Origin of the sequence: Bacillus tequilensis (genome assembly GCF_012225885.1) — a bacterium.
In the GTDB taxonomy this organism is placed as follows: Bacteria; Bacillota; Bacilli; order Bacillales; family Bacillaceae; genus Bacillus; species Bacillus tequilensis.
On the sequence record NZ_CP048852.1, the window covers coordinates 2,401,283 to 2,426,875 of the forward strand.

Annotated in this window: 32 protein-coding genes and 1 riboswitch; of the genes, 7 read left to right on the forward strand and 25 right to left on the reverse strand. The window is 44.2% G+C overall.

Translation table 11 applies throughout. The annotated features are described in order from the left end of the window. Positions 1-81: 81 nt before the first annotated feature. From folD to G4P54_RS12860, 18 genes are all read right to left on the reverse strand, one after another. On the reverse strand, positions 82-933 hold the full coding sequence (gene folD, locus G4P54_RS12775; RefSeq protein ID WP_167872855.1) for a bifunctional methylenetetrahydrofolate dehydrogenase/methenyltetrahydrofolate cyclohydrolase FolD: 852 nt from the start codon (positions 931-933) through the stop codon (positions 82-84). 11 nt (positions 934-944) lie between these two features. After that, entirely contained in the window at positions 945-1,340 is a 396-nt protein-coding gene (nusB, locus tag G4P54_RS12780) for a transcription antitermination factor NusB (protein WP_003226401.1), read from the reverse strand. 263 nt (positions 1,341-1,603) lie between these two features. Then, the gene (gene yqhY, locus G4P54_RS12785) at positions 1,604-2,011 is read right to left on the reverse strand and encodes a fatty acid biosynthesis protein YqhY (RefSeq protein WP_024715100.1); all 408 of its coding nucleotides are present in this window, start codon (positions 2,009-2,011) and stop codon (positions 1,604-1,606) included. Positions 2,012-2,031: 20 nt separating this feature from the next. Then, positions 2,032-3,384: an acetyl-CoA carboxylase biotin carboxylase subunit gene (gene accC / locus G4P54_RS12790; protein WP_167872856.1), complete on the reverse strand. Its 1,353-nt coding sequence runs from the start codon at positions 3,382-3,384 to the stop codon at positions 2,032-2,034. 11 nt (positions 3,385-3,395) lie between these two features. After that, positions 3,396-3,869 (reverse strand): acetyl-CoA carboxylase biotin carboxyl carrier protein, encoded by a 474-nt coding sequence (gene accB, locus G4P54_RS12795; protein ID WP_024715098.1) that lies wholly within the window; start codon positions 3,867-3,869, stop codon positions 3,396-3,398. A 154-nt stretch (positions 3,870-4,023) separates the two neighbouring features. After that, positions 4,024-4,680 (reverse strand): stage III sporulation ratchet engulfment protein SpoIIIAH, encoded by a 657-nt coding sequence (spoIIIAH, locus tag G4P54_RS12800; protein WP_024715097.1) that lies wholly within the window; start codon positions 4,678-4,680, stop codon positions 4,024-4,026. Then, complete coding sequence (spoIIIAG, locus tag G4P54_RS12805) at positions 4,681-5,370, reverse strand: stage III sporulation protein AG (RefSeq protein ID WP_024715096.1); 690 nt, start codon at positions 5,368-5,370, stop codon at positions 4,681-4,683. It abuts the gene before it with no gap. Beyond that, positions 5,363-5,983: a stage III sporulation protein AF gene (spoIIIAF, locus tag G4P54_RS12810; protein ID WP_167872857.1), complete on the reverse strand. Its 621-nt coding sequence runs from the start codon at positions 5,981-5,983 to the stop codon at positions 5,363-5,365. The genes spoIIIAG and spoIIIAF overlap by 8 nt, the downstream gene beginning before the upstream one ends. 13 nt (positions 5,984-5,996) lie before the next feature. Then, positions 5,997-7,196 (reverse strand): stage III sporulation protein AE, encoded by a 1,200-nt coding sequence (gene spoIIIAE / locus G4P54_RS12815; RefSeq protein WP_167872858.1) that lies wholly within the window; start codon positions 7,194-7,196, stop codon positions 5,997-5,999. A gap of 18 nt (positions 7,197-7,214) precedes the next feature. Next, the gene (gene spoIIIAD, locus G4P54_RS12820) at positions 7,215-7,616 is read right to left on the reverse strand and encodes a stage III sporulation protein AD (protein WP_024715093.1); all 402 of its coding nucleotides are present in this window, start codon (positions 7,614-7,616) and stop codon (positions 7,215-7,217) included. Positions 7,617-7,622: 6 nt separating this feature from the next. Next, positions 7,623-7,829: a stage III sporulation protein AC gene (gene spoIIIAC / locus G4P54_RS12825; protein ID WP_003153142.1), complete on the reverse strand. Its 207-nt coding sequence runs from the start codon at positions 7,827-7,829 to the stop codon at positions 7,623-7,625. Between the two features lie 22 nt (positions 7,830-7,851). Continuing rightward, positions 7,852-8,367 (reverse strand): stage III sporulation protein SpoIIIAB, encoded by a 516-nt coding sequence (gene spoIIIAB / locus G4P54_RS12830; RefSeq protein WP_024715092.1) that lies wholly within the window; start codon positions 8,365-8,367, stop codon positions 7,852-7,854. Further along, positions 8,361-9,284, reverse strand: a complete 924-nt coding sequence (spoIIIAA, locus tag G4P54_RS12835; RefSeq protein WP_167872859.1) for a stage III sporulation protein AA — start codon at positions 9,282-9,284, stop codon at positions 8,361-8,363. Before spoIIIAA ends, spoIIIAB begins: the two co-directional genes overlap by 7 nt. 74 nt (positions 9,285-9,358) lie before the next feature. Continuing rightward, the gene (locus tag G4P54_RS12840) at positions 9,359-9,640 is read right to left on the reverse strand and encodes a YqhV family protein (RefSeq protein ID WP_003226379.1); all 282 of its coding nucleotides are present in this window, start codon (positions 9,638-9,640) and stop codon (positions 9,359-9,361) included. A 144-nt stretch (positions 9,641-9,784) separates the two neighbouring features. Next, positions 9,785-10,342, reverse strand: coding sequence for an elongation factor P (gene efp, locus G4P54_RS12845; RefSeq protein ID WP_024715090.1), 558 nt, complete (start codon positions 10,340-10,342; stop codon positions 9,785-9,787). A 24-nt stretch (positions 10,343-10,366) separates the two neighbouring features. Beyond that, positions 10,367-11,428 (reverse strand): aminopeptidase PapA, encoded by a 1,062-nt coding sequence (gene papA / locus G4P54_RS12850; RefSeq protein WP_024715089.1) that lies wholly within the window; start codon positions 11,426-11,428, stop codon positions 10,367-10,369. A 2-nt stretch (positions 11,429-11,430) separates the two neighbouring features. Further along, the gene (gene aroQ, locus G4P54_RS12855; RefSeq protein WP_024715088.1) at positions 11,431-11,871 is read right to left on the reverse strand and encodes a type II 3-dehydroquinate dehydratase; all 441 of its coding nucleotides are present in this window, start codon (positions 11,869-11,871) and stop codon (positions 11,431-11,433) included. Between the two features lie 87 nt (positions 11,872-11,958). Beyond that, positions 11,959-12,492 carry a YqhR family membrane protein gene (locus G4P54_RS12860; RefSeq protein WP_024715087.1) on the reverse strand — a complete coding sequence of 178 codons (534 nt, stop codon included), beginning with the start codon at positions 12,490-12,492 and terminating at the stop codon, positions 11,959-11,961. Between the two features lie 228 nt (positions 12,493-12,720). Here G4P54_RS12860 and G4P54_RS12865 point away from each other — a divergent pair, with 228 nt between their 5' ends. Together G4P54_RS12865 and G4P54_RS12870 are read left to right on the forward strand one after the other, a co-directional pair. Beyond that, positions 12,721-13,677, forward strand: coding sequence for a DUF1385 domain-containing protein (locus G4P54_RS12865; protein ID WP_167872860.1), 957 nt, complete (start codon positions 12,721-12,723; stop codon positions 13,675-13,677). A gap of 39 nt (positions 13,678-13,716) precedes the next feature. Next, a complete protein-coding gene (locus G4P54_RS12870) occupies positions 13,717-14,112 on the forward strand; it encodes an SA1362 family protein (RefSeq protein WP_024715085.1) in 396 nt (131 codons plus the stop codon). Here G4P54_RS12870 and G4P54_RS12875 read toward each other — a convergent pair. The 3 genes from G4P54_RS12875 to lipM all read right to left on the reverse strand — a co-directional run bounded on the left by G4P54_RS12875 (position 14,109) and on the right by lipM (position 16,472). After that, positions 14,109-14,984, reverse strand: a complete 876-nt coding sequence (locus G4P54_RS12875) for a patatin-like phospholipase family protein (RefSeq protein WP_024715084.1) — start codon at positions 14,982-14,984, stop codon at positions 14,109-14,111. The genes G4P54_RS12870 and G4P54_RS12875 overlap by 4 nt on opposite strands. Before the next feature lie 123 nt (positions 14,985-15,107). Next, positions 15,108-15,536 (reverse strand): transcriptional regulator MntR, encoded by a 429-nt coding sequence (gene mntR, locus G4P54_RS12880; protein WP_024715083.1) that lies wholly within the window; start codon positions 15,534-15,536, stop codon positions 15,108-15,110. A 99-nt stretch (positions 15,537-15,635) separates the two neighbouring features. Beyond that, entirely contained in the window at positions 15,636-16,472 is an 837-nt protein-coding gene (gene lipM / locus G4P54_RS12885; protein WP_024715082.1) for an octanoyltransferase LipM, read from the reverse strand. A gap of 190 nt (positions 16,473-16,662) precedes the next feature. Between lipM and G4P54_RS12890 the strand changes: the two genes are divergently transcribed. Continuing rightward, positions 16,663-17,043, forward strand: coding sequence for a rhodanese-like domain-containing protein (locus G4P54_RS12890; protein WP_024715081.1), 381 nt, complete (start codon positions 16,663-16,665; stop codon positions 17,041-17,043). 35 nt (positions 17,044-17,078) lie between these two features. Here G4P54_RS12890 and gcvPB read toward each other — a convergent pair whose 3' ends face one another. From gcvPB to gcvT, 3 genes are read right to left on the reverse strand one after another with little or no spacing between them, the layout of a single operon-like run. Then, positions 17,079-18,545, reverse strand: coding sequence for an aminomethyl-transferring glycine dehydrogenase subunit GcvPB (gene gcvPB, locus G4P54_RS12895; protein WP_167872861.1), 1,467 nt, complete (start codon positions 18,543-18,545; stop codon positions 17,079-17,081). Beyond that, positions 18,538-19,884: an aminomethyl-transferring glycine dehydrogenase subunit GcvPA gene (gcvPA, locus tag G4P54_RS12900; protein ID WP_167872862.1), complete on the reverse strand. Its 1,347-nt coding sequence runs from the start codon at positions 19,882-19,884 to the stop codon at positions 18,538-18,540. Before gcvPA ends, gcvPB begins: the two co-directional genes overlap by 8 nt. 29 nt (positions 19,885-19,913) lie before the next feature. Then, entirely contained in the window at positions 19,914-21,002 is a 1,089-nt protein-coding gene (gene gcvT / locus G4P54_RS12905; RefSeq protein ID WP_167872863.1) for a glycine cleavage system aminomethyltransferase GcvT, read from the reverse strand. A 172-nt stretch (positions 21,003-21,174) separates the two neighbouring features. Continuing rightward, positions 21,175-21,276: riboswitch (glycine riboswitch) on the reverse strand. A 166-nt stretch (positions 21,277-21,442) separates the two neighbouring features. Between gcvT and G4P54_RS12910 the strand changes: the two genes are divergently transcribed. The 4 genes from G4P54_RS12910 (at position 21,443) to sinR (ending at position 24,658) form a co-directional block, all read left to right on the forward strand. Continuing rightward, positions 21,443-23,116: a DEAD/DEAH box helicase gene (locus tag G4P54_RS12910; RefSeq protein WP_167872864.1), complete on the forward strand. Its 1,674-nt coding sequence runs from the start codon at positions 21,443-21,445 to the stop codon at positions 23,114-23,116. Between the two features lie 20 nt (positions 23,117-23,136). Next, on the forward strand, positions 23,137-23,931 hold the full coding sequence (locus G4P54_RS12915) for a YqhG family protein (protein WP_167872865.1): 795 nt from the start codon (positions 23,137-23,139) through the stop codon (positions 23,929-23,931). Positions 23,932-24,115: 184 nt separating this feature from the next. Continuing rightward, positions 24,116-24,289 (forward strand): anti-repressor SinI, encoded by a 174-nt coding sequence (gene sinI, locus G4P54_RS12920; RefSeq protein WP_024715075.1) that lies wholly within the window; start codon positions 24,116-24,118, stop codon positions 24,287-24,289. A 33-nt stretch (positions 24,290-24,322) separates the two neighbouring features. Further along, positions 24,323-24,658 carry a transcriptional regulator SinR gene (gene sinR, locus G4P54_RS12925; RefSeq protein WP_024715074.1) on the forward strand — a complete coding sequence of 112 codons (336 nt, stop codon included), beginning with the start codon at positions 24,323-24,325 and terminating at the stop codon, positions 24,656-24,658. Positions 24,659-24,752: 94 nt separating this feature from the next. Here the strand turns inward: sinR and tasA are convergent, their stop codons facing one another. Further along, positions 24,753-25,538 carry a biofilm matrix protein TasA gene (tasA, locus tag G4P54_RS12930; protein WP_024715073.1) on the reverse strand — a complete coding sequence of 262 codons (786 nt, stop codon included), beginning with the start codon at positions 25,536-25,538 and terminating at the stop codon, positions 24,753-24,755. Positions 25,539-25,593: the final 55 nt, after the last annotated feature.

A 25,593-nucleotide genomic window follows, 5' to 3' on the forward strand; every position in this document is an offset into this window, starting at 1 on the left:
TGGCATAGGAGCCTGAAGAAGCGGGTATCGTGCTCATATTCACAGCTGGTAAACATTTCGCCTGTGAATATCTCCAATGATCTATGATAACGTACGTTTCGCAGATTTAACAGTATTATGCGCAAGCATCGTGATGGTCATCGGACCTACTCCGCCCGGAACCGGCGTGATGAAGGATGCCTTTTCCTTCGCCCCTTCAAATTCAACGTCTCCGCAAAGCTTTCCGCTTTCCAGACGATTCACACCGACGTCAATGACAACAGCGCCCTCTTTGATCTGGTCTGCGCTGATGAAATTGGCTCTGCCGACTGCCACCACCAGGATGTCCGCTTTTTTCGTATGTTCTGTCATATTTTCTGTTCTTGAATGACAGTAAGTAACCGTCGCGTTTTCATTTAATAAAAGCTGGCCGACAGGTTTGCCGACAATATTGCTTCGGCCGACTACAACAACTTCTTTACCGGAAAGGTCAATATTGGTTTTCTTCAAAAGCTCAACAATTCCGTGAGGCGTACAAGGAAGAAACGTATCTTCGCCAAGCAGCATTTTCCCTACGTTTAATGGATGAAAACCGTCTACATCTTTATCAGGAGAGATACGTTCAATCACCGCTTTTTCAGAAATGTGGTCTGGAAGCGGAAGTTGAACGAGAATGCCGTGAAACTCAGGATCTTGATTGTACTGATCGATAATGGAAAGCAGTTCAGCTTCTGTGAGGCTGTTGTCAAATTGATCGAGCTTGAAATTCATTCCCATCGTTTCAGCCGCTTTTTTCTTTCCTCGCACGTAAGAGTGAGAAGCAGGATCATCTCCAATCAAAATAACCGCAAGCCCTGGAGTGACGCCTTGCTTTTTAAGCTCTTCTACCTCTTTTGCCAATTGTTCGCGTTTTTCTCTAGCCGTTTCTTTTCCGTCGATGATTGTTGCAGTCATTTTCTTTCCTCCTATGATTGTTCAATATCAGATTTAATGTTAGAAAGAACCCCGTTTACAAACTTTGTCGCTTTGTCATCACCAAACCGTTTTGCCAGCTCAATTGCTTCGTTCATAGAGACATTCACCGGAATGTCTTCAGCATATGCCATTTCGTATGCTGCCAAACGTAAAATCGCACGGTCAACATTGGCAATCCGATCAAGCTTCCAATTCACAAGATGCTTGGAGATCATTTCATCCAGCTGGACTTGGTGTTCCAATACCCCGTGTACAAGCTGTTCAAAGAAAGGATCTGTTTTTTCTTCATCCAGTGCGTGTTCGATGGCTTCATTCACTGCAATATCGCTGACATCAATTTGAAATAGTGCCTGCAAAGCTTTTTCTCTTGCTGTTCTTCTTTTCATTTTCTTTCTCCTTTGATCCTCTTTATCCGCTTGTCGTTAAGCCACAAAGAGATCATAACATATTTTTTTCGCATCCGCATATTGAAATCAAGGTTTTCCGCCCTATTACCGAATATTTTCAAACACCTTAATATGATCATTCGGATTTCACGATCATGAAGAAACTCGGCTGCCTTGAGCCGGCTTTCTTCATGCTTTGAAATAAAGGGTAACGTGTAAAAAAACCAAAGGGCCGCCCTCCCCTTGGTTTCGTGTTAAGCCATTTACATTTCTTCGTCGATTTGGACTTCCTGGGCTTTTGTGTCAAATTGAATGCCGACGATGTGAATATTGATTTCATTAATCGCAAGAGACGTCATATTTAATAAGGTTTGACGAATGTTTTCCTGAACGGACGCTGCAACTTTCGGAATGGAAACACCGAATGACACGACACAGTAAACATCGATCGTAATTCCGTCATCCGCCAGGTCGACTTTGACACCTTTGCCATGATTCACTTTTCCGAAGCGTTCGACGACGCCTGTCGCAAAGTTTCCTCGCATTTCGGCAACACCGTCAACTTCAGAGGCTGCAATGCCGGAAATAACTTCAATGACTTCCGGTGCAATCTCAACCTTACCCAAATGCGTATCTTCTTGATCCATTTTAAGCAAGCTATTGTCTTTCATTCAATTCACCTCCATAAAAATTATGAGCCCATTACATCATATGTTTCTAAAAATTTCGTATTAAACTCTCCGCTCACAAATGTTTCGTGTTCAAGCAGTTTTAAGTGGAACGGGATTGTCGTCTCAACGCCTTCGATGACGAATTCGCTTAACGCGCGCTTCATGCGGGAAATCGCTTCCTCCCGCGTTTTTCCGTATGTGATTACTTTTGCAATCATGCTGTCGTAATACGGTGGAATGGAATAGCCCGGGTACACAGCTGAATCAATACGGACGCCAAGACCGCCAGGAGGCAGGTACATTTTAATTTCACCAGGTGACGGCATAAAATTTTTACTTGGATTTTCTGCGTTAATTCGGCATTCGATAGCCCAGCCTTCAAATTCAACATCTTCTTGCTTGAGGCTCAGTTCCATTCCCGATGCCACTTTGATTTGTTCCTTAATCAAATCAGTTCCCGTTACCATTTCTGTGACTGGGTGCTCTACCTGGATTCTCGTGTTCATTTCCATGAAGTAATAGCGCTGTTCATTGTAGTCATAAATAAATTCAACTGTTCCAGCACCTGTATAGCCAACCGCTTTTGCAGCCTTTACCGCTGCATCTCCCATCTGCTCCCGGATTTCTGAATCAAGGGCAGGAGATGGCGATTCTTCCAAAAGCTTTTGCAGGCGTCTTTGAATCGAGCAGTCGCGTTCCCCTAAATGAATGGTATTTCCGTAGTTATCGGCAAGCACCTGGATCTCAACATGGCGAAAATCTTCTATGTATTTTTCGATGTATACACCTGGATTGCCGAATGCTGTTGCGGCTTCCTGCTGTGTAATCTTAATGCCGTTAATCAGTTCCTCTTCAGTGCGGGCAACCCTGATCCCTTTTCCGCCTCCGCCTGCAGTGGCTTTTATAATAACAGGATACCCAATTTCATTAGCAAGCGAAACCGCTTCTTCCACATTTTCTATAATTCCTTGTGATCCCGGCACGATTGGCACGCCAGCCTGCTTCATCGTTTCCCGCGCAACATCTTTTGTTCCCATTTTTGAAATGGCGTCAGCACTCGGACCGACAAATATGACGTTAACTTCTTCACATAATTCAGCGAAATCGGCATTTTCAGCTAAAAATCCATATCCCGGATGAATAGCGTCCGTGCCTGTCAGTTTCGCAACACTCACAATATTAGTAACGTTTAAATAGCTGTCTTTTGATGCTTTCGGTCCAATACAAAAAGCTTCATCGGCCATTTGAACATGAAGGGCATCTTTATCAGCTTCTGAATAAACAGCGACAGTCTCAATTCCGAGCTCTTTGCAGGCTCTGATGATTCTGACAGCAATTTCTCCTCGGTTGGCGATCAATAGCTTTTTAATCATGTTAAGTCTCCTTACTCTGCTTTCACAAGAAATAGAGGTTGTCCGTATTCAACCAGCTGGCCGTTTTCTGCTAATACTTCAACAATTTCACCTTTTACTTCGGCTTCGATTTCGTTGAAAAGCTTCATCGCTTCTACAATGCAGACAACTGTGTTTTCATTTACTTTTGAACCGGCTGTTACATACGGGCCTGCTTCCGGTGATGAAGATGCATAAAACGTCCCTACCATTGGTGAAGTGATTTTATGCAAATTCTCATCTTGCTTCGGTGCTTCTTGAGCAGGTGCAGGCGCTGCTTGCTGCTGAACCGCCTGCGGAGCCTGTGCCTGTACAGGTGCAGCAGGTGCCTGCTGCATGACTTGAACAGTTCCTGCTTCATGTTTTTTCAGTTTTAAGGATACACCTTCATTTTCATATACGAATTCGTCAATTGTAGACTCATCAATTGCTTTTATCAGCTCGTGGATTTCTTTCATATTTAACATTCAATCGCACTCCTATGTATGAAATTTCTTTTTTATAGGTTACTACTAAAAGTACATACTATGTTTATCTTACAGGAGCGGACTTTTGAATTCAACTCTAATATCATTGTCACGCCAAAAGCCCGCTGCTTAAGCGGGCGTGTTTTTCTCTTATTTACTTAGACGGCTCAAATGTAACAGCGACGTCTTTCATTGTTTTAATTTCTTTTGCCACAAGGTCTATAATAGCTGTCGCTTTCGATTTGGAGTGTTTGTCTGATTTGACTGTAATGTTGATTTTATCTCCTTCAGCATTAACAAGCGCGTCTTCGTAGCCTTGTGTTTTAATAAGGGTTTCCAGCTGTTTTTCTGTTCCTTCCACTTCACTGAGAGCCGTCATTTTATCATATGCTGCGCTCTTTTCTTTTGCTGTTGCGTCATCGCTTGACACAATGGCGTTCAGCTCTTCTCTTTCTTTGCTTCTGGCATCTTCTAAATCAAGGCGGTATGTCGTAAACAGATCATCGTCGGCTGTTTCTGTTACAACAGTTCCTTTTTCATTGGCTTCAGCGGAGGTTTCCTTATCTGCTGATGAATCTTTCGTGCCCTTTGTTCCATCTTCTTTTCCTTTTTCAGTTTCTGTACCGCTTTTTTCCTTCGTGTCTTGTTTAACAGGCGCTTTTTCAGTTGCGACCTCTCCTGAGTCAGATGCGCTTTTTTCACTTTGCATTTGCACGGTATTTTTGCTTTCCGGCGACATGATATAGTAGACGCTTAACACCACGACAAGACTGAGCATTGTTAATAGCCAAACGGTTTGTTTTTTGAGCATTTATGAATCCTCCTTTATTTTTTTAGGGGCAACCGCAACCCGGTGGCTTGGAACATCCAGGACCCGTGTCACCGCTTCAATAATGGTTTGTTTTATTTGAACGTTGTCCACTCCTTGAGCAACAACGAGTACACCGCGTATATCAGGCTTTTTCGTTTGGACGACGACGGGTGTTTCTTTATCGCCGTTTTTGATCATGACGATTTCCTCTTCTGATGTCTGGTCAGTAACACTTCTGGTTCCGCCTTCTTTGTCTGTTTCTTCAGTGGTTGTATTTTTGTTTGATTTGTTTTTTTCGTATACTTTCAGCGACGTTGCGTCAACATTCACGACAACCGAAACATCCTCTACACCTATGATGGTTTCAAGAATTTCTTTCAGCTGATTTTCGTATTCTTTTTCATAGTCATCGATCGAGTCTTTAGGTTTATCAGATTTAGAGGCTTTAAACACTTCGGCTGTTTTCTCTTTGCCGTCTGCGGCATCTTGTGATGATACGGCCGTTATCGTTTTGGCGCTTTCTGTTTTCTCAGGTGAAGAAAACAGCTGGCTGACAAGCATAAAGGAAACTCCGAGAACAAAAACGAACAGAAAGTAATGATATTTGGTCAGCTTCGGCTTTTCACCGTCCTTCGTTTGCCCCGGGAGAAACTGCTTTTTCAATACATTCCATAATCCGTTTTTATTCATTGCCGACACTCTCCCCGCCTTCCATATGAACCGTAATTTTCTCACTTCCGATTTCCCAAATGTCCGCAAGCTGCGACTGGATTTGTTTGGCTTCTTTTTGTTCTGCTGCTTCTTTCGTTACGTATGCGTGATCTGTATCAATGTTGACCGGCGCGACCGTTTGGACTGTTTCTTCAGAAGACGGGGCCATGTACACGCTGATTGTTTTAATATCCTCTTCTGAATCTACCTTTTCTCCCGCCATCAGTTTGATGCGGCCTACTTTGTATTCATCATGACTGAATCTCTCCTCCGCTTTCTGTTTTAATTGGACAGCCATTTCTTCTAAAATATATGCGCGCTGGGAAGCTTGTATTTCTATTTTTTTTGAATTGACTTGATTTTTTATATCGGCAGACTCTGACTGCCCGTTTTTTGTGAGGTATTCAAAGATGACTTCGGGGTCTGTATTGAAAAGCTTAAAAATCGGAGTGAGCATGACGACAATCAAGAGCAGGCTGACTACCATTTTTGCGTACTTTTGCATGCTGGAGCTCGGCAGCAGCATATCGATCACAATTGCAAATAGGATAAACAACACGATGGTGGTAAGCCATTCAGTTAAAAAACTCATCTGCCAGCCTCCTTTATTTCATCATCATCGTGAGGTTTCCGGCTGTGATTATGACGGTAAGGCTTAAAAAAAACATGAGAGACACAATGGCGAGAGCGGCAAAAATATAAATCACGCTTTTGCTGATAACGTCCAGGCAGGTAATGACGGGCCCGCCACCAAGCGGCTGAAGAATTGCGGCTGCCAGCTTATAAATAAAAGCGAGGGAGAGCACTTTGATTGCCGGAAAAGCCGCAATACAGATCAAAATCGCGACACCGAGAATTCCTACTGTATTTTTCAGCAATAAGGAAGCGCTGATCACTGTATCTGTCGCATCTGTAAACATTCGGCCAAGCACAGGAATAAAGTTTCCGGTTATGAATTTAGCTGTCCTGAGCGTAATGCCGTCTGTCACTGCAGCTGAAGCCCCTTGAACAGAAATGACGCCGAGAAAGATGGTGAGAAAGACGGCCAGTGCTCCGATGGCGATATTTCTGAGCAGGTTGGCCAGCTGCGTGACTTTATATTGCTCGGTCATTGTGCTGACGATGCTTAAAATCGCTGATAAGAAAATCAACGGCATGACAATATTCTGAATCAAGAGACCGCTCGTATTCATCAGAAAGAGGATAACAGGATGAAAGAAGGCAGCAGATACAGCTCCGCCTGAGGAAGCCAAAAGCGCCAAGAGGAGCGGAATGAGCGCCAGTATAAAGCTGGTCATCGTCTGAATGGCCTCTGTTGCATAATTGATTGCCACATGAAAACTGTTCAGCGCAAGGATAATCAGCACCATATACACAATTGAGTAGGCGACCTTACTGACGGTGCTTTGTTGAAACGCATTTTGCAGAAGCTGCAGGATGACGCAAAAAATCGTGAGCAAAATCAATGTGCCCAGCAGCTTACCATTGGCCAGCACTTCATGGAACAAATAAGAAAAGAGAGCTTTCAGCCATTCTTGCGGTGAAAATGATTTATCGCCATTGATAAACTCAATTAAGCTGCCTTTTTGGCTTTCCGGCAGCAGTCCGCCGTACTCTGTCATAATATCATTCCAAAATTCACCGATCTTATCTGTTTCAAGCGAGGCCGCTGTCCTTTCCGCTAGTTGCTCAGCCGTTTCAGCATGGTTTTCCGTTTGTTCAGCGTCTCCGGCTGCTTGTACAATGTCAGCACGTCCCGCTATGAGCAGCACAGCCAGAAGAAAAGCCCATTGAAAACGCTTCAATCTACCGCCTCCTTTCGGTTATGACATAGAAGGTATAAGTCCGAGAATTGTTTCGATAATGACTGTTAAAATCGGCACAGCCATCACGAGAATTAAAATTTTCCCCGCCAATTCTATTTTCGAAGCGATAGCCCCTTGTCCGGCGTCTTTGGTGAGCTGGGCCCCGAATTCAGCAATATAGGCGATTCCGATAATCTTTAAAATCGTCTCAACATAAACCATGTTGACATTTGCATTCATCGCGATTTTTTCTATCATTCGAATAATGTCATAGATTTGGTCTACCAAATAAAGAAAAATGGCACAGCCGGCAAACACGACGATTAAAAACGCAAAGGTCGGCTTTTGTTCTTTGACAATTAAAGAAAGGAAGGTGGCAATCAACCCTAAACCTACAATTTGAACAATGTCAATCTGCAAGCCCCCCTATCCTTGAAATAAAAACACAGCTTTGATCTTTTTAAAAAGGTCATCTACAATCGTGGCAACCATAAATAAAATATAGATAAAACCCAACAGCGTCACCCACTGGGCGTATTCTTTTTTGCCCATTTGATCCAAAATCGTGTGTAAAAATGCCACTACGATCCCCACTCCGGCGATTTGAAATATGACATTCACGTCTACTCCCATTTTATTTTTGCTCCCCTCACGTTTACATCAATAGAAGAATGAGTAACAAGCCTGCTAAAAAGCCTAAACTTTTTATCATCTTTTCATTTTTTGCTTGTGCCTGTTCAGCATCCGCTTCCGAGGCTTCCAAATGTGTCAGCGCCAGCTTGATATGCTTTTGCTGCGAGATTCGATCATGAATCCCGAGCGTCTCGCCAAACTGCTTCAGCACTTCGTATTCGTTTTTTTTCAGAGACATGGCATTCCACACCTGTTTTAAGCTTTGCTCCCACGCTGTTTTCGCGGAATCGCTTCCCTTGTCCAGCTGATCACTGAACGTAATAAAAAGAGCCGAAACAGGCTGTGCAAGCTGCTTGGCAATCTGCTGTGAAGCAATATGCAGCGGTGTATGGCCATACATGATTTCAGCCTCGAGGGATTGGAGCGCCGCACGCAGCTGACGGATTTGCCGCGGCCGTTCCGTATAAATCTTCGCCATCTCAAAACCCGTCCATGTTGTCGCTACTACAATGAATACAGCGCCCAGCAGCTTCAGCATGTCTTCACATCCATCGTCCCAGACAGCACATGTCCATCTTTGTCATACATGCGGCTTACTGTGCCCGGCCCCTTTGCTCTCGATAATTCCAAATAGCGGTCAAAGGCTCTTTCTTCCCACAAATGCTTCAATGAAGGCCGCTTCATCAGGTCGGATAAGCTCCAGCCATGCGCCGATACGATTACTGAAACACCTGCATGGAGCGCCTCAAGAAGGGCATCTGTATCTTCCATACGCCCGATTTCATCAACAATGATCACCTCGGGGCTCATCGAACGAATCATCATCATCAGCCCCTCAGCCTTCGGACAGGCGTCTAATACGTCAACCCTCCGTCCAAATTGATGCTGCGGAATGCCGCGCAGGCATCCGGCAATTTCTGACCTTTCGTCGACGATTCCTGTTTTCACGGGCAACATGCCGTCTTTACCGGTGCTCGAGAGTCTCGCAAGATCCCGGAGAAGTGTTGTTTTACCGGTTTGCGGCGGTCCGATAATCAGCGTATTTCGCCAGCTGTTTTGATATAAGTATGGAAGCAGCGGTTCCGCAATCCCCAGCTTTTGCCGGGCAATTCGTATATTAAAAGATGTGATGTCACGGAGGCCTTTCACACCTCCGTTTTCCGTAATGACTCTGCCTGCCAGTCCGACTCTGTGGCCGCCTCTGATCGTGACATATCCTTTCTTCAGCTCTTCCTCGAGCGTATACATACTATAATTGCTGAGCCGGCTGAGGATCAGATGGGCATCCTCGACCGTGCCCGCATAGGACAAAAAAACAGGTTGTCCTTTTCGAGTCAATTCAACAGGGCGGTTGACGCGAATTCTGACTTCTTCGATTTCCAGCCATTGATGTTCCGGTATTTCAGAAAGGGCGTTTTTCATGGATTCAGGGAGAACCTCAGCGATTTCATTCAACAGAGCCTCCTCCTTTCTACCGATCGGCTTCTTTAAAATGTATGATGTGAGGCAGACTTTATGACAAGCTCTCTTTATTTATGAACACCCGCTAAAATCAAAACAACACCCGTAAAAATCAGAATCAGCTTTGCATACGACAACTGCCCGGCAATTTGGTAGATTCCGACAGTCATGGTGATGATAAATATCAGCGGACCGACAATAGCAAGAATGCTGTTTACCACAACCGCCTTCCGAACATCGTTTGTCACAAGCATGATAATCGCTGCCGTCAGCTCAATCATAGAGGATAAAACGCGCAAGCCGGCCATCGTTAAAACCGTAGAATTGATGTTTCCAAGCAAAAATTTCATGACACTCTCCCAACCTCCCATTTTTTTATATGATATGCTCTAGCTTCCGGAAGTAGTCTTGTCATTTTCGTATAAAAGAAAGATTCTGTTTTTGGGCACAAAAAAAAGCCTGCTCCCATTTGGGAACAGACTTCTTTTTTCTTTCTACGCTCTTGAAACGTAAGAACCGTCTGATGTATTGACAACAAGTGTGTCGCCTTCGTTCACAAAGAACGGCACGTTGACAACAAGGCCGGTTTCCGTTTTCGCAGGTTTTGTACCGCCTGATGCCGTATCACCTTTAATACCGGGTTCGGTTTCAACAACTTTCAGCTCAACTGTGTTTGGAAGTTCGATACCGAGCGTTTCATCTTGGTACATCATGATATGCACAGACATGTTTTCAAGCAGGTATTTTAATTCCTCTTCGATTTGAGCCGCGCCCAGTTCAAGCTGCTCATAAGAAGAGGTATCCATAAATACGTGCTGATCTCCGTTTGCATAAAGGTATTGCATTGTTTTTGTTTCGATTTGCGCTTTCGCTACTTTTTCACCAGCGCGGAAGGTTTTTTCTTGAATTGCACCAGTGCGCAGGTTGCGAAGTTTAGAGCGGACAAACGCCGCGCCCTTACCAGGTTTTACGTGCTGGAAGTCAACGACGCGCCAAATGCCGCCGTCTACTTCGATAGTTAATCCTGTACGGAAATCGTTAACTGAAATCATGTTTAATGTCCTCCTATATTCCAATCACAAAATAATAAGTTCTTTTGGGGAATGGGTGATTGTCCGGTTGCCGTTTTCTGTAATGACGATGTCATCTTCTATGCGGACACCGCCTGTTTCTGGTATGTAAATGCCCGGCTCCACTGTGACCACCATGCCCGGTTCAAGGATAGCTGAAGATCTGACGGACAATCCCGGCGATTCATGAACTTCCATGCCGAGCCCGTGCCCTGTTGAATGGCCGAAATACTCACCGTAGCCTTTTGCAGCAATGTGATCCCTAGTGAGGGCGTCAGCCTCTTTTCCTGTCATTCCCGGCTTGATATGTGCGACGCCGAGTGCCTGAGCATCAAATACGACCTGATACATCTCCTTCAACTGATCACTAGGCTGACCTACAGCGACCGTACGGGTAATATCAGAACAATATCCTTTATAATAAGCGCCAAAATCAAGCGTAACGAGGTCTCCGCTTTCAATCAGTTTGTCGCTGGCCACACCGTGCGGAAGGCTTGACCGAAGGCCTGAGGCGACAATCATATCAAAAGAAGAGCTGTCTGCCCCCTGACTTCTCATATAAAACTCCAGCTCATTGGCAACAGCGATTTCAGAAATGCCGGGTTTCATAAACGTCAAGATATGTCTAAAGGCATCATCTGCAATCTTCGCAGCTTCCTCTAATATCTTAATCTCTTCACTAGACTTAATCAAGCGCAACTTTTCTACGGATTCAGCCACAGGCACTAATTCAGCCTCACTGATAACCGCGCTGTATGAGGCGTATGTGCCGTATGTCATACTGTTCTGCTCAAAGCCGAGGCGCTTGATCCCGAACACTTCAATTGTGTCGGCCGTAGTCTGGATCAAGCTGCCGCCATGCTCAATGATCTCAAAGCCCTTTACCTGAACCTTCGCCTGCTCTGTATACCGAAAATCCGTAATAAACGCTGCCCTGTCACCTGAAATAACAGCCAAGCCGGCCGAACCAGTGAATCCAGTCATATAGCGTACATTTGTGCTGCTTGTAATCAGCATACCGTCAATACCCAGCTGTCCAAACAGGTTTCTTAATTTCTCTAGCTTCATCTTTATTCTCCCCCTTGCTGGCTTAATAAGTAGCGAACAGCAAGCTTGTAGCCTTCAGCTCCAAGACCGACAATCTGCCCTTTCGCAACCGGAGCGATGACCGACTGATGCCTGAATTCCTCCCTGGCGTATAAGTTTGATAAATGCACCTCAACCACGGGAAGACTGATGCTTGAAACAGCATCTCTGATCGCGTAGCTGTAATGGCTCAGAGCGCCAGGGTTCAGAACAATCCCGTCGTATTGCTCCTCAGCCTCATGTATCGCATCTATCAAATCGCCTTCATGGTTTGACTGGAAGAAAGTAAGCTGGATATGTAAGGCTTCAGCAAAATGAAAAAGATCTGTTTCGATATCGGTCAGTGTCCCGCGGCCGAATACCTCCGGCTCACGCTTTCCCAGCCGATTGACATTCGGTCCGTTCAAAATCAAAAAATGAGGCACATGAATCTCTCCTTTTCGCGAGGGTTTCTCATGTAAAAAATGTTCACTTCTCGTGAACATTTTATCATACTGGAAAAGGATAATACACTATTCTCTATACGTTCCCAGCGCACGTGCCAGCTTTTCCGAATTCAGCTCGTTGTATTCAAAGGAAATGGAATAACCAACAAACAGCCCGTAAAGCAAATAGATGCAAATGGTCGTAATAATGGTATCTGATTTCAGTTCGGTCACCGCGCGCACATTAGGAAAAATCGGATTAAAAACAAAAAACACGAGCAGCCAAAGCAGCAAGCCGTATAAAATACCAGGCCACATTGTTTTTAACCGTTTCAATAGAAGAAAATAAAGAAATGCTGCACCAATCGAAATCACTCCGATCAAAATGATGCTGATTATGGTTCCCAGTCCATGTTTTTTCCACTCTCCGAGAACAAACGGCTGCAAAATCATATTCGGGCTGATTTCAGAAAAATGAAACAGATATGCGATATAAGCAATGAAACTCCATAATACACCTCCGCAAAAACCCGTTGCAGCCACCCTGCCGGCCATTGAAACAGGCGGCCCTTGCTTCTCATTCAATTCTTCATTTTGTTCTGTATCTTTTTCGCTTGTCATCTCGGCACCTCCAGTTAAAGTGTGCCCAAAAAATGAAATGTCAATAAAAAAGCTCACACTTTTTGACATCTGTGAGTAAAATTTGAAAATAACGGGTATAATGCATGTAGAAAAAGCAAGGCTATGGCAATTTTTCAGCCTGTCAATCTAGAGGTTTAGCACTGTTTCCTGTACAATAGAGTGAAAGGAAATGGTTAGCAATCCTAAAGAAATAGGCAGGTTGATAATATGTCAAAACATAAAATTCCGCCCGCTTACGGCGGGCAGGCAGTTGTGGAAGGCGTTATGTTTGGCGGAAAGCATCATTACGTTACGGCTATTAGAAGAACGGATGGAAGCATTGACTTCTTTAAGCTTCCCCGCAAACACAATCCGAAACTGAACATCGTGAAAAAGATACCGTTTTTACGGGGGATCGCGGCCATTATTGAAGCGAGCGCAAACGGCACAAAGCATTTGAATTTTTCAAGCGAACGCTACGGGCTCGATCCATCTGAGGACGGGACACTTGAGCAGAAAGAAAAAAAATCCACCGGGCTGTCTATGTATCTCAGCCTTGCGGTAATCGGCGTCTTATCATTTTTGTTCAGTAAATTCGTATTTACATTGGTTCCTGTTTTCTTAGCTGAACTGACAAGGCCAATTTTTTCCTCAGACACAGCACAAATTGCGGTTGAAAGCCTGTTTAAGTTGATTTTGCTGCTTGGCTACATTTACTTTCTGTCCATGACACCGCTCATTAAAAGAGTGTTTCAATATCATGGAGCCGAACATAAAGTCATAAACTGTTATGAACAGAATTTGCCAATTACAGTGGAGAATGTTCAAAATCAATCCCGGTTTCATTACCGCTGCGGATCAAGCTTTATCTTATTTACGATTATTGTCGGCATGTTTGTCTATTTGCTTGTTCCGACAGATCCGCTTTGGCTGCGTGTTATAGATCGTGTTGCACTGATACCGGTCGTACTCGGCATATCATTTGAAGTTCTGCAGCTGACAAACAAAGTTCGTGATATTCCCGGACTGAAATTTCTTGGCTACCCCGGTCTCTGGCTTCAGCTGTTAACAACAAAAGAACCTAAGGATGACCAGGTTGAAGTTGCCATCGAAAGCTTTAACGAGCTTCTCAGACTGGAAGACATATCTGAGCAAAATCAGAAGCCTTCTCACAACGTCATCTAGTATCCGTTGCCCTGCTATTACTTTCGGAGGTGGACAGTTATGAATCATCGTGTACAACCTATTATTGCTGTATTAATTGCGCTGGGAGCGTTCGGGTTCCTCTATGTGCTGGTAACCAATCCCGGAGAATTGGCAAAAATGGCGGTAACCGTCATCGTGGCAGGCATCATTATTTATTTTATTATGAAATATGTAATGAATCGAAATGCGGGCAGCGAAGGGGCAGCCTTCAAAAAAGCGGCGAAACAATCGCGGCGCCGAATGAAAGAACAAAAAGCAAAGCACCGCGCCGGACATAAGGGGCGTGTCAGCCACCTGCGAAGCGTTCCGAGCGCCAGCAAGCCTAAACCGATGATTCTCAAGAAGAAAAGCCAGACTCAGCTGACTGTTATAGAAGGGAAAAAGAATAAAAAGAAAAACAGAGCGCTTTTTTAATAGGTCCACTGTTTTAAAAATAGCTCTGTCCGTCTTTTACCTAGCTCAATCAGGGCTAGTTTTTTTTGTTGTGTTAAATGAAATTCCGTCGCCATTACGTCATCAACAGGGAGAAAAATGATGTTTTGTTCATAGCGTGACGCAATATGCCTTGCGTCATGTGCATCCTTCATCGTTTCAAACAGGGCGCCAAACAGCTCGAAAGCGTTGCGGATATTTTTTTTCGGGCGCTCCCTTTCCCGCGGCGCAAGCGTTACACCGATTACAGGCCGCTTTCTTTCCTTTGAAAACAGCCAGATTGGAAAATTGCTTAACACGCCTCCGTCAACAACCGTAGCGGTGCCTGTTGCCGTTTTTAACTTGATCGGTTCGAAGAAATACGGAATGCTGCAGCTCATTCTGACCGCTCTGGCAACCGGGAACATATCAGGATTTAACCCGTAACGGACTAAATCGTCCGGCAAAACAATCATGGTGCCGTTTGTCAGATCAGAAGCGATAAGGCGCAGGGACCCTTTTGGCAAATCACCAAAAACCCTTATGCCTTTCGCTCTTAACAGATCAGCAATCCACTTTTCCATCGTGTCGCCTTTGTATAAGCCGAGACGCCAGTAGATGGACACCCACTGGAGCATTTTTAAGGGGAGACATGAGTATCTCTGGTCCAGCAATTTCTCTCCTTCCACTTCTTCAATCAAAGCGCGGATTTCCTTACTGGTGTAACCTGACGCAATGAAAGCGGCGATAATGGCACCCGCGCTTGTACCCGCAATCCTTTTAAAGCGAAATCCTTTTTCCTCAAGCGCTTCATAAGCGCCTGCGAGCGCAATGCCTTTTACTCCGCCGCCGGAAAACACGCCGTCAATATACATCTCATTCCCTCCCCCTCCATCCGATCGTGTACTATCATTTTAAGAAAATACGCGAAGAAATAGACCAACGAATGACATGCGGCGCACGCATCAAAAAAGACGGCCTCCTTTGAGACCGTCTTTTTACTGATTATGATGTTCTGTTTTCTTTTGGATTGATTTCAGATCTTTTTTACGAGCATCATCTTCTTCAAAATATTGCACAAGATCTCCGATGCGATCAATGCTGTTCCAGCTTAAATGATGTTCGATTCCTTCGACATCGTTATATATTTTCTCTTCATCAACACCAATGATTCTTAAAAACTGCTCAAGCAATTCATGTCTGTATACCAGCCGTTTGCCTATTTTTTTCCCTTTAGACGTTAACACGAGACCGCGATATTTTTCATAAATTAAATATTCGTCTTTATCTAGTTTTTGAACCATTTTTGTTACAGAGGAGGGATGGACTGCCAATGCTTCTGCGATATCAGAAACCCGTGCATATCCTTTTTCTTCAATCAGTATATAAATCTGTTCAATATAATCTTCCATACTTGGTGTTGTCATCGAAACCCTCCCAAAAAGCACCTTAACTTTATAAACCATTACAAGTTTACACTAATGAACTTGAAAAAACAAGGATGCCCGGCAGGCCAAAAGCCCTGTTTACCGCTTATAATTCCATTCATCTGAGGCGTATTTTGTTTCTGCCAAATGATGAACAAAATCAAGTTCCTCCCCAGATAGCTCGTACGGCTCCAACAGAATGTTAAGTCCTGTTTCAAACCCTTCTTTAAATGCTTTACGGGCCTCATCCATCGTTACCCGCTTTTCAGTGAGTTCATTAATGGCAACCGCTTTATTTTTGAAATTGCGCTGCATGCGTTCTCTGACTCTTTCACTCGGATACAAGAACAGATCGAACAGCTTGTCCTCATCCAAATCAAGCAGAATGGAGCCGTGCTGGAGAATCACGCCTTTTTGTCTCGTTTGCGCGCTACCTGCTACCTTGCGTCCCTCGACCACCAGCTCATACCACGAAGGCGCGTCAAAACAAACAGATGACCGCGGATTTTTTAAGCTTTCTTTTTCTTTTTCAGTTCTCGGGATGGCAAAGTAAGCGTCCAAGCCGAGATTTCTAAAGCCTTGGAGTATGCCTTCTGAAATGACCCGGTATGCCTCAGTAACAGTCGCCGGCATTTCGGGATGCTCTTCTGAAACAATCACGCTGTATGTCAATTCCTGATCATGCAGCACACCTCTTCCGCCGGTCGGGCGTCTGACAAATCCGAGATTATACTTATGTACTGCTTCAAAATTGATTTCCTTTTTAATATTTTGAAAATACCCTACAGAAAGTGTCGCCGGATTCCAGCCGTAAAAACGGATAACCGGAGGAATTTTCTTTTCGCTATGCCAATATAAAAGCGCTTCATCAAGCGCCATATTGAATGCCGGACTTGCGTTGCCTGAGTCTATAAACCGCCAAGTTTCTTTTTCCATTTTGAGACCTTCCTTACCGTTTTAATAGAATCAGTTTATCAAACTGCCGGGAAAATGAAAAATATTTTCGTTCCATTATGGATGACAATCACGCCGTGCTTTACTATAATAGTATGTGTCGAAAACGGCTCTATGGCCTTGTTTTAAGAAGCAAGGCTTTGATTTTATATGCTAAAGGAGTAGAATCACATTGTCTAATATGATCGTTTTGATTATTTTTGCTGCGTTTCTCGTCTATATGATTGCTTCATATGTGTATCAGCAGCGAATTATGAAAACACTTACGGAAGAAGAATTCCGCGCGGGTTACCGAAAAGCGCAGCTCATTGATGTTCGTGAACCGAACGAGTTTGAGGGCGGACACATTTTAGGCGCACGCAACATTCCGCTTTCCCAGCTGAAACAGAGAAAAAACGAAATCCGTCCGGACAAGCCTGTCTACCTGTACTGCCAAAACAGTGTCCGCAGCGGACGCGCGGCACAAACCCTGCGCAAAAACGGCTGCACTGAGATTTACAACTTAAAAGGCGGCTTTAAAAAGTGGGGCGGAAAGATTAAAGCGAAGAACTAAATAAAAACAGCTGTCTAACAGACAGCTGTTTTTATTTAACTCTTTTCCGCTTCGTATCTAAGCACCGGCTGCCTCGCCGCTCTTGTTTCATCCATTCTTTTTACAATCGTCGTATGAGGCGCCTCCTGGACAAGCTCCGGATTTTCCTCCGCTTCCCTTGCGATTTGAATCATAGCCTCGATAAACGCATCCAGTGTTTCCTTTGATTCCGTCTCTGTCGGCTCAATCATGATACATTCTTCAACATTAAGAGGGAAGTAAATCGTCGGCGGATGATAGCCGAAGTCAAGCAGCCGTTTTGCTATATCAAGCGTACGCACCCCCAGCTTTTTCTGCCGCTTCCCTGACAAAACAAATTCATGCTTGCAATGGCGATCAAATGGAAGATCGTAATAAGGCGCAAGCTTTCTCAGCATATAGTTAGCGTTTAACACTGCGTTCTCAGTAACAGCCTTTAACCCGTCAGGCCCCATGGAGCGAATGTACGTATACGCTCTGACATTGATGCCGAAGTTGCCGTAATACGGCTTCACGCGGCCGATCGCATGAGGGCGGTCATGATCAAACGTGAAGCGGTCTTCTTTTTTGATTAAAACTGGTTTTGGCAAATAAGGAATCAGGTCTTTTTTTACACCGACAGGACCTGAACCCGGGCCTCCGCCTCCATGAGGTCCGGTGAATGTTTTATGCAAGTTGAGATGCACCACGTCAAACCCCATATCCCCCGGTCTCGCTTTACTTAAAACGGCATTTAAATTCGCACCGTCATAGTACAGTTTTCCGCCCGCTTGGTGAACAATGTCCGCCATCTCGGTGATCTGTTCCTCAAACAAGCCGAGCGTGTTCGGATTCGTCAGCATAAGAGCCGCAGTTTCTTCATTCACCGCTCTTTTTAAATCCTCCAGATCGACAAGCCCATTTTCATTTGATTTCACCGTTATGGTTTCAAAGCCTGCTACTGTCGCTGAAGCAGGATTCGTCCCGTGCGCAGAATCAGGAACGATGACCTTCGTCCGCTTAAAATCGCCGCGCCCTTCATGATAGGCCCGGATCATCATCAGCCCCGTCCATTCACCGTGCGCCCCGGCAGCGGGCTGAAGCGTGACTTCATCCATACCCGTAATTTCCTCAAGGTGCCTGCTTAAATCATATAAAAGCTCTAAAGCACCTTGCACCGTGTCCTCGTCCTGTAAAGGATGTATCGCAGCAAATCCAGGAATGCGCGCAATTTTTTCATTTATTTTCGGATTGTATTTCATCGTGCAGGAACCGAGCGGGTAAAATCCGGAATCCACCCCGTGATTACGTTTGGAAAGCGCTGTAAAATGGCGCATGATATCCAGCTCGGACACCTCCGGCAGTTCTGCGTCCTCGTCACGGATATAGGTGTCTGACAGGAGGTCCTCCAATTTGATTTCTGGTACATCGAGCTCCGGCAGACTGTAGCCGATACGGCCTTCTCTGGAAAGTTCAAATATAAGTGCCTGATCCTGATTACTCATGGCGATCCCCCAATTCCTGAATGAGTGCGTCAATTTCTTCTTTTGTTCTCAGCTCCGTGACAGCAATCAGCATATGACAGTCCAGCTCCGGATACGTCAGCCCAAGATTATATCCGCCGATGATGCCTTTTGCCAGCAAACGCTGGTTCACAGCTTTCACCGGTTCATTCAGTTTGATGACAAATTCATTAAACATCGCGCCGTCAAATATCACGGTAAGGCCTGCTTTTTTTGCTTCTTCCTTTGCGTAGCTGGCTTTTAGAAGGTTTTGGCGGGCGATGTCTTTTACCCCGTTTTTCCCGAGAGCCGTCATGGCCACAGAAGCTGCCAACGCATTTAAAGCTTGGTTCGAGCAGATGTTTGATGTTGCTTTATCCCGGCGGATATGCTGCTCCCTAGCTTGTAAAGTAAGCACAAAGCCTCTTTTCCCATTTTCGTCTACCGTTTGTCCAACGAGGCGGCCAGGCACCTTTCTCATTAATTTTTTGGTGACGGCAAAAAATCCGCAATGGGGGCCGCCGTATGCTGAAGGAATACCGAAAGGCTGCGCATCACCGACGACGATATCAGCCTGAAACTTGCCCGGCGGCGTGAGAAGGCCTAGCGCAAGCGGGTTGGATGACACAATAAACATGGATTTCCCTTGGTGAGCGATAGGTTCAATATCCTTTAACGGCTCGATCCGGCCAAAAAAATTCGGGTACTGAACGATCACTGCGGCTGTATCCTCGCAAACATTTTGGCGCAAAGCATCAAGATCAGTAACGCCATCTGGAGCGGGAATTTCAACGACTTCAATATACTGACCTTTTGCGTATGTTTTCAGCACTTCTCTCGATTCAGGATGCACGGTTTTTGACACAACAATTTTTTTCTTTTTCGTGTGTCCTGAAGCAAGCATTGCCGCTTCCGCCAAGGCTGTACCGCCATCATACATAGAGGAGTTGGCGATATCCATTCCTGTCAGTTCACAGATCATCGTTTGGAATTCAAAAATGGCCTGAAGCTCCCCTTGTGAAATTTCCGGCTGATAAGGCGTATACGCGGTATAAAACTCAGAGCGTGAAATGACATGATCCACAATGACAGGCTGATAATGGTCATATACACCCGCTCCTAAGAAAGATGCGTGTTGCACGGTATCACGATTTTTAGAGGCCAGCTTTGTCAGTTCTTTTGTTAATTCTGTTTCTGATTTCGCTTTTTTGATTTGATACTCTTTTTTATATCTGACGTTTTCCGGTATATCAGCAAATAATTCATCAATGCCGCTTACGCCGATAGCAGCGAGCATTTCCTGTTTATCCTTTTCTGTTGCGGGCAAATAACGGTGCTTCATGTGTTGACTCCTCTCCCCAAGAAAAAATATTAGCGTTTATAAAATGGTGTTTTGACAACCTTTGCTTTCACTAATTTTGTACGAATCTCCACCTCTACAACTGTCCCGATTTCACTCGCTTCCGCAGTAACTAGGGCAAGGCCGACGTTTTTCCCTAATGTCGGTGACTGCGTGCCGGTTGTCACCTTTCCGACGGAAGCACCATTATGGAACACTTCATACCCGTGCCGCGGTATTCCTTTTTCAATCATTTCAAGGCCGACAAGCTTCCGCTTCGCCCCGTTTTCTTTCTGTTCACTCAATACTGACTTACCGAAAAAGTCAGACTCTTTTTTGTGCTTTACGGCAAAGCCTATACCTGCTTCAATCGGTGTAATATCCCGTGTCAGCTCCTGGCCGTAGAGCGGGAGCTTCGCTTCAAACCGGAGCGTATCACGTGCGCCGAGTCCGCATGGAATCAGTCCGTAATCCTCACCCGCATCAATGATTTGCTTCCACAAAGGCATTGCATCATGAGCACGGCAGTAAATTTCAAACCCGTCCTCACCCGTATAGCCGGTGCGCGAAATGAGTGCTTTGCAGCCGCTGATATCAGCATCATCAATAAACGAAAACGGCTTTAAAGCAGACACCTCTGATGCTGTCAGTTTTTTAAAAATTGTTTCTGCTTTCGGCCCTTGAACAGCCAAGAGCGCAATTTGATCTGACTGATTATCAATCTGCACATCACCTGTTGCATGTTCTTTCATCCATGCCAGGTCTTTATCTATATTAGAAGCATTAATGACAAGCAGATAGCGGTTCTCTCCTTTTTGATAGACAAGTAAATCATCGACGGTTCCGCCATCCGGATAGCACATCGCCGTATATAACGCACGGCCCGGCGTTAATGCGGAAATGTCATTTGTCAGCAGCTTTTGCAAAAATGACAGACTGTCGTTTCCGGACACTTCGATTTCTCCCATATGAGAAACATCAAACAGTCCGGCCGCAGTCCGGACAGACTCGTGTTCCTTTTTTATAGAAGAAAATTGAACAGGAAGCTCCCAGCCTCCGAAATCAATTGTTTTCCCTCCATATTCTTTATACAGTTCAAATAACGGCGTTCTTTTCAGCATCAAATTCCTCCCCTTTTTCAACGGTGCAGCTAAAAAACGATACAAAAAAGGACAGAGAAACACCTCATATAAAATGAAGGCTCTCTGTCCTGGCACCTGAAAGTTTACTTTGCATACGCAAAGACGTCCCCTTTGGTGGCTTGCGCATTCACGCAAACACTCTCCAGAGTTGCGTCGAGCAAGAGTTCTTTTGCCTGAGAGATTCACTCCGCAGTTTGCTCCTTCGGCGCCTGTATCCCGAGTTTTTCGGTCAGGTCTCTCCCCTTGCTGTCATCCGCTCATATTTTCATGCTGTTATGGACATACTATAGCAATATCTTACATCAAATACATACTCATATCCTACCATCATCATGATATGCTGGGCAACAGCAATTTGGGCAGATTTTCTATATTGTTCATTTTAAGAATCGAAGAATAAGAAAGGCGGTTTCAAAGCAATGGACACAGAAATGATCTACGATGCAAAATGGCCTGACGAATTCGCCGAAAGACTGAAAAATGATGGACCGTGGGCGAACTGGGAACTGTACAAGCTTTCTGCGGAAATCCAGAAAACATTAGCCATTCCTGAATTTGAAGGCTTACGGGCCCCTTTATACCTGCCTTCCTTTACACCGCTCCCCCACCAGCTTGAGGTGGCGCAAAAAGTGGTTGAAAAAATGAACGGGAAAGCAATTTTAGCAGATGAGGTGGGTCTCGGGAAAACTGTTGAAGCCGGCCTGATTCTAAAAGAATACATGATTCGCGGTTTAGCAAAAAAAATATTGATCCTTGTGCCTGCTTCCCTTGTCTCACAGTGGGTCAAAGAGCTTCAGGAAAAATTTTTGATCCCGGCTGTTGAACAAAAGAAAAGCTATGTGTGGGAGCAATGCGATATTGTCGTCTCATCAATCGACACCGCAAAGCGTTCGCCCCACCGCGAAATCGTCCTGTCAATTCCATACGATCTCGTCATTATTGATGAGGCGCACAAACTGAAAAACAGCAAAACGAAGAACTATGAATTCGTCCAGAATCTCGTAAAAAAATATTGCCTGCTTCTTACCGCGACGCCGATCCAAAATCGTATCGAAGAAATTTTCAATTTAGTGTCCTTATTAAAGCCGGGCCATTTAGGCAGCCAGAATCACTTTCAGGAAGAGTTCGCCAAGAAGAAATCCAGTTTAGAAGCGCATGAGCATTTAAAAGATCTTGTGAATAAGGTGATGATCCGCAACAGGCGGCATGACACCGGACTGAATTGGAAACAGCGTCATGTTGAAACAGTGCCAATCGAATTTTCTCCAACGGAGCAGGCGCTTTACGATGAGATTTCCAGTCTGAAGGAAGCCATCAACAAGCCGGCCAGCATGTTCTCGATTATGACCTTGCAAAGGGAGTGCTGTTCGAGCAGAGAAGCAGTCTATATGACGCTGAAAAAAATGCTCGATCAAAAAGACAAACAAGCACCAGCCATTGATGAGCACACCATATCGATTTTAATAGATCGCATCAATCAAGTGACACAAAACTCTAAAGCGCTTCAAGTGGTTGACCTGATCAAAAAGATAGACGATAAGGTCATCATTTTCACAGAATACCGGGCAACCCAGATTTACCTGCAATGGTTTCTACAGCAAAACGGCATCAGTTCTGTGCCGTTCAGAGGCGGATTTAAACGCGGGAAAAAAGACTGGATGAAGGATCTTTTCCGCGGGAAAATCCAAGTTCTGATTGCAACTGAAGCCGGCGGTGAGGGAATCAACCTGCAATTTTGCAATCACATGATCAACTATGACCTGCCATGGAATCCGATGCGTTTGGAGCAGAGAATCGGAAGAATCCACAGGCTCGGGCAGGAGCGTGACGTGCACATTTATAACATGGCGACAAAACATACGGTGGAGGAGCATATTTTAAAGCTGTTATATGAGAAAATTCATTTGTTTGAAAAAGTGGTCGGTGAACTTGATGATATTTTAACGAAAATTCAAGTGAACAATTTTGAAGAGCACCTGCACGACATTTTGTACCATTCAGCAACTGAAGAAGAAATGAAAATAAAAATGGATAACTTAACCTCATTTTTATCTTATAAAGAACAGCAGCCTGCTGAAAAAAGAGGATCTTAGCCTGTGAGGAGGTTTTACGAGTGAGACAGCAAGAGGTTCACGATTTTCTGCTGCGTTTTTTCCAAGCAAACAGCTGCCAAATCATCGATCAAAGCTTAGGCTATATGACAGTGCAGCTTACAGTTGAAATGGACAAACAAATCATGAACCGCCCTTTCTACTGGCACTGGCGCGAGAAGACTGGCGGCGATCCGAATCCGATGAAAATCACTTTTATTACAGATAAAGAAAACACACCAAAAGACCTAGACGGAGAATTTATTTATTTTGGGGCGCCCCGTCTCTTTCAAATATTTAAAGCAGTTAAACAAAATGGGAGATTTACCAGAATGTATGAGAAAATTGAATCAGCCGGAGCTAAAGTCCCACTTCAGCCTTGGCTTGGTATAAACGTCACGATTTCATACCAGTCCGACATGAAAAAGGATAAGCTATTGTCACTAGGTCTTCACCTAGTCTCTGGAACCATCATTGAAGACTTTCAAAGCAAGCTGACACAGCTTTCACTCACGTCTCAAATATGTGATTATTGCTTCACCATATCACCTATGATCAAACCAGAAAGCGGCCTTAAACGGATGGAACATTATATTGCCAAATCCGCCATGCAGGAGCCGTCAGACTGGGCAGAGCAGGCGGTAACCAGGTGGAAAAACGATATGATATTGCTTGACAAGTTTTATGAGCATATAGAAGAAAAACCAGAAGAGTATCATCTGGAAAAACAGGCGCTGAAAGCCTTGTATCAACCAAAGATATCAGTTGGAATTGAAAATGGCGGATTATTTTATTTGCAAAATAATATGTCAGGCTAACTTTTTTTACCATTCGACATCATTCTCGTTTTTTTTGAAAAAATGCGTTTATAATAAAGATATATTGGAAAAAAATTCTGGCAATTTAATGGGAAATGACTTCCAGAGACCAATGAAGGCATACAATGAGGCATGGCCGGACTGGCTGAAATACATAAACAAGTATTTTAGGAGGAGAAACTGCATGAAAAATGCAAAACAAGAGCACTTCGAATTAGATCAAGAATGGGTTGAATTAATGCTGAAAGCCAAAGAGGCAAATATCAGCCCTGAAGAAATACGAAAATATTTACTTTTAAACAAAAAGTCTTCTCATCCTGGTCCGGCAGCTAGAAGTCATACCGTAAATCCTTTCTGAATGTGCTATAATATCACAAGGAAGGTGATGACATTGATTGGCCAGCGTATTAAACAATACCGTAAAGAAAAAGGCTACTCACTATCAGAACTAGCCGAAAAGGCTGGGGTAGCGAAGTCTTATTTAAGCTCAATAGAACGAAATCTACAAACGAACCCCTCCATTCAATTTCTCGAAAAAGTCTCCGCTGTTCTGGACGTCTCGGTTCATACTTTGCTCGATGAGAAACATGAAACCGAATACGATGGTCAATTAGATAGTGAATGGGAGAAATTGGTTCGGGATGCAATGACATCCGGGGTATCGAAAAAACAATTTCGTGAATTTTTAGATTATCAAAAATGGAAAAAATCCCAAAAAGAGGAGTAGTGCCTGAGCAGAGGCGCTAACTCCTCTTTTGTCAATAAACACAGAAACAGCCCGGTATATGATATACCGGGCCGTCTCTTTTTTAATGCTGCTATTAATTTTTATCCTCACTGTGCGCCTTTTCATTTTCCTTCACGTAACCGTCTTTATCCGTATGTTCCTTTTTAATTGTCAAACCATTCCATTGTGTCGCTTCAAACGAGAAGTGAAGCTGAATAGAGTTGCCTTGGTATTTATTTTGAACCATTAGCCCTTTTTCATCTTTTGTTTTGTCATCTTTAAATTTGATCTCCATTTTAACCTGATCGAAATCAGTCGGTGTTTTTGGAACACCATCGTATTCAGGAGCGGTTTTACCGTCAATTGTTGCTACATTGACTTTACCGCTTGCATGTAAGAACTTAGGATCAATTTGTTTTTTGATTTTTTCAGCGGCCGCTGTATCATTCTTGGCGGACATCAAATACAAGTCTTTTAGATTGGCATCATCTAAAATAATGTTTTTCGGGTATCCATTTCCGCCCTCTTTTCCAACTGTCAATAAGGTCACTTCAAACTGGCTGAGAAAATCTTCTGCAGATGTATTGCTGCCCCCGTTTGCTTTAAATTCACCATAATTCAGTGCCATTAACACCTCTTTGATCGCAAGAGAGCCGTTATTTTCAAATTGGAAGTCCTTTGTCAATTTGTCTCCCGGCTTAAGATTTGACAGGTTAACATTCGCTGAATTTTCTTTAGCAGATAAATCAAGCGTACCTGATGCAAAAGCAGCATCCGTTGATTTAATGTCGTTAAATGCTGCCCAAGTTCCTCCTCCAACTAAAGCCAATCCTAGCGCCGCAGAAGCTACTCCTAAACTTAATTTCTTTTTCATACTCATGGCAAACTCCCCTTTTATTAAAATGATATTATATCGAAACCTGTTGCCAGGTTTA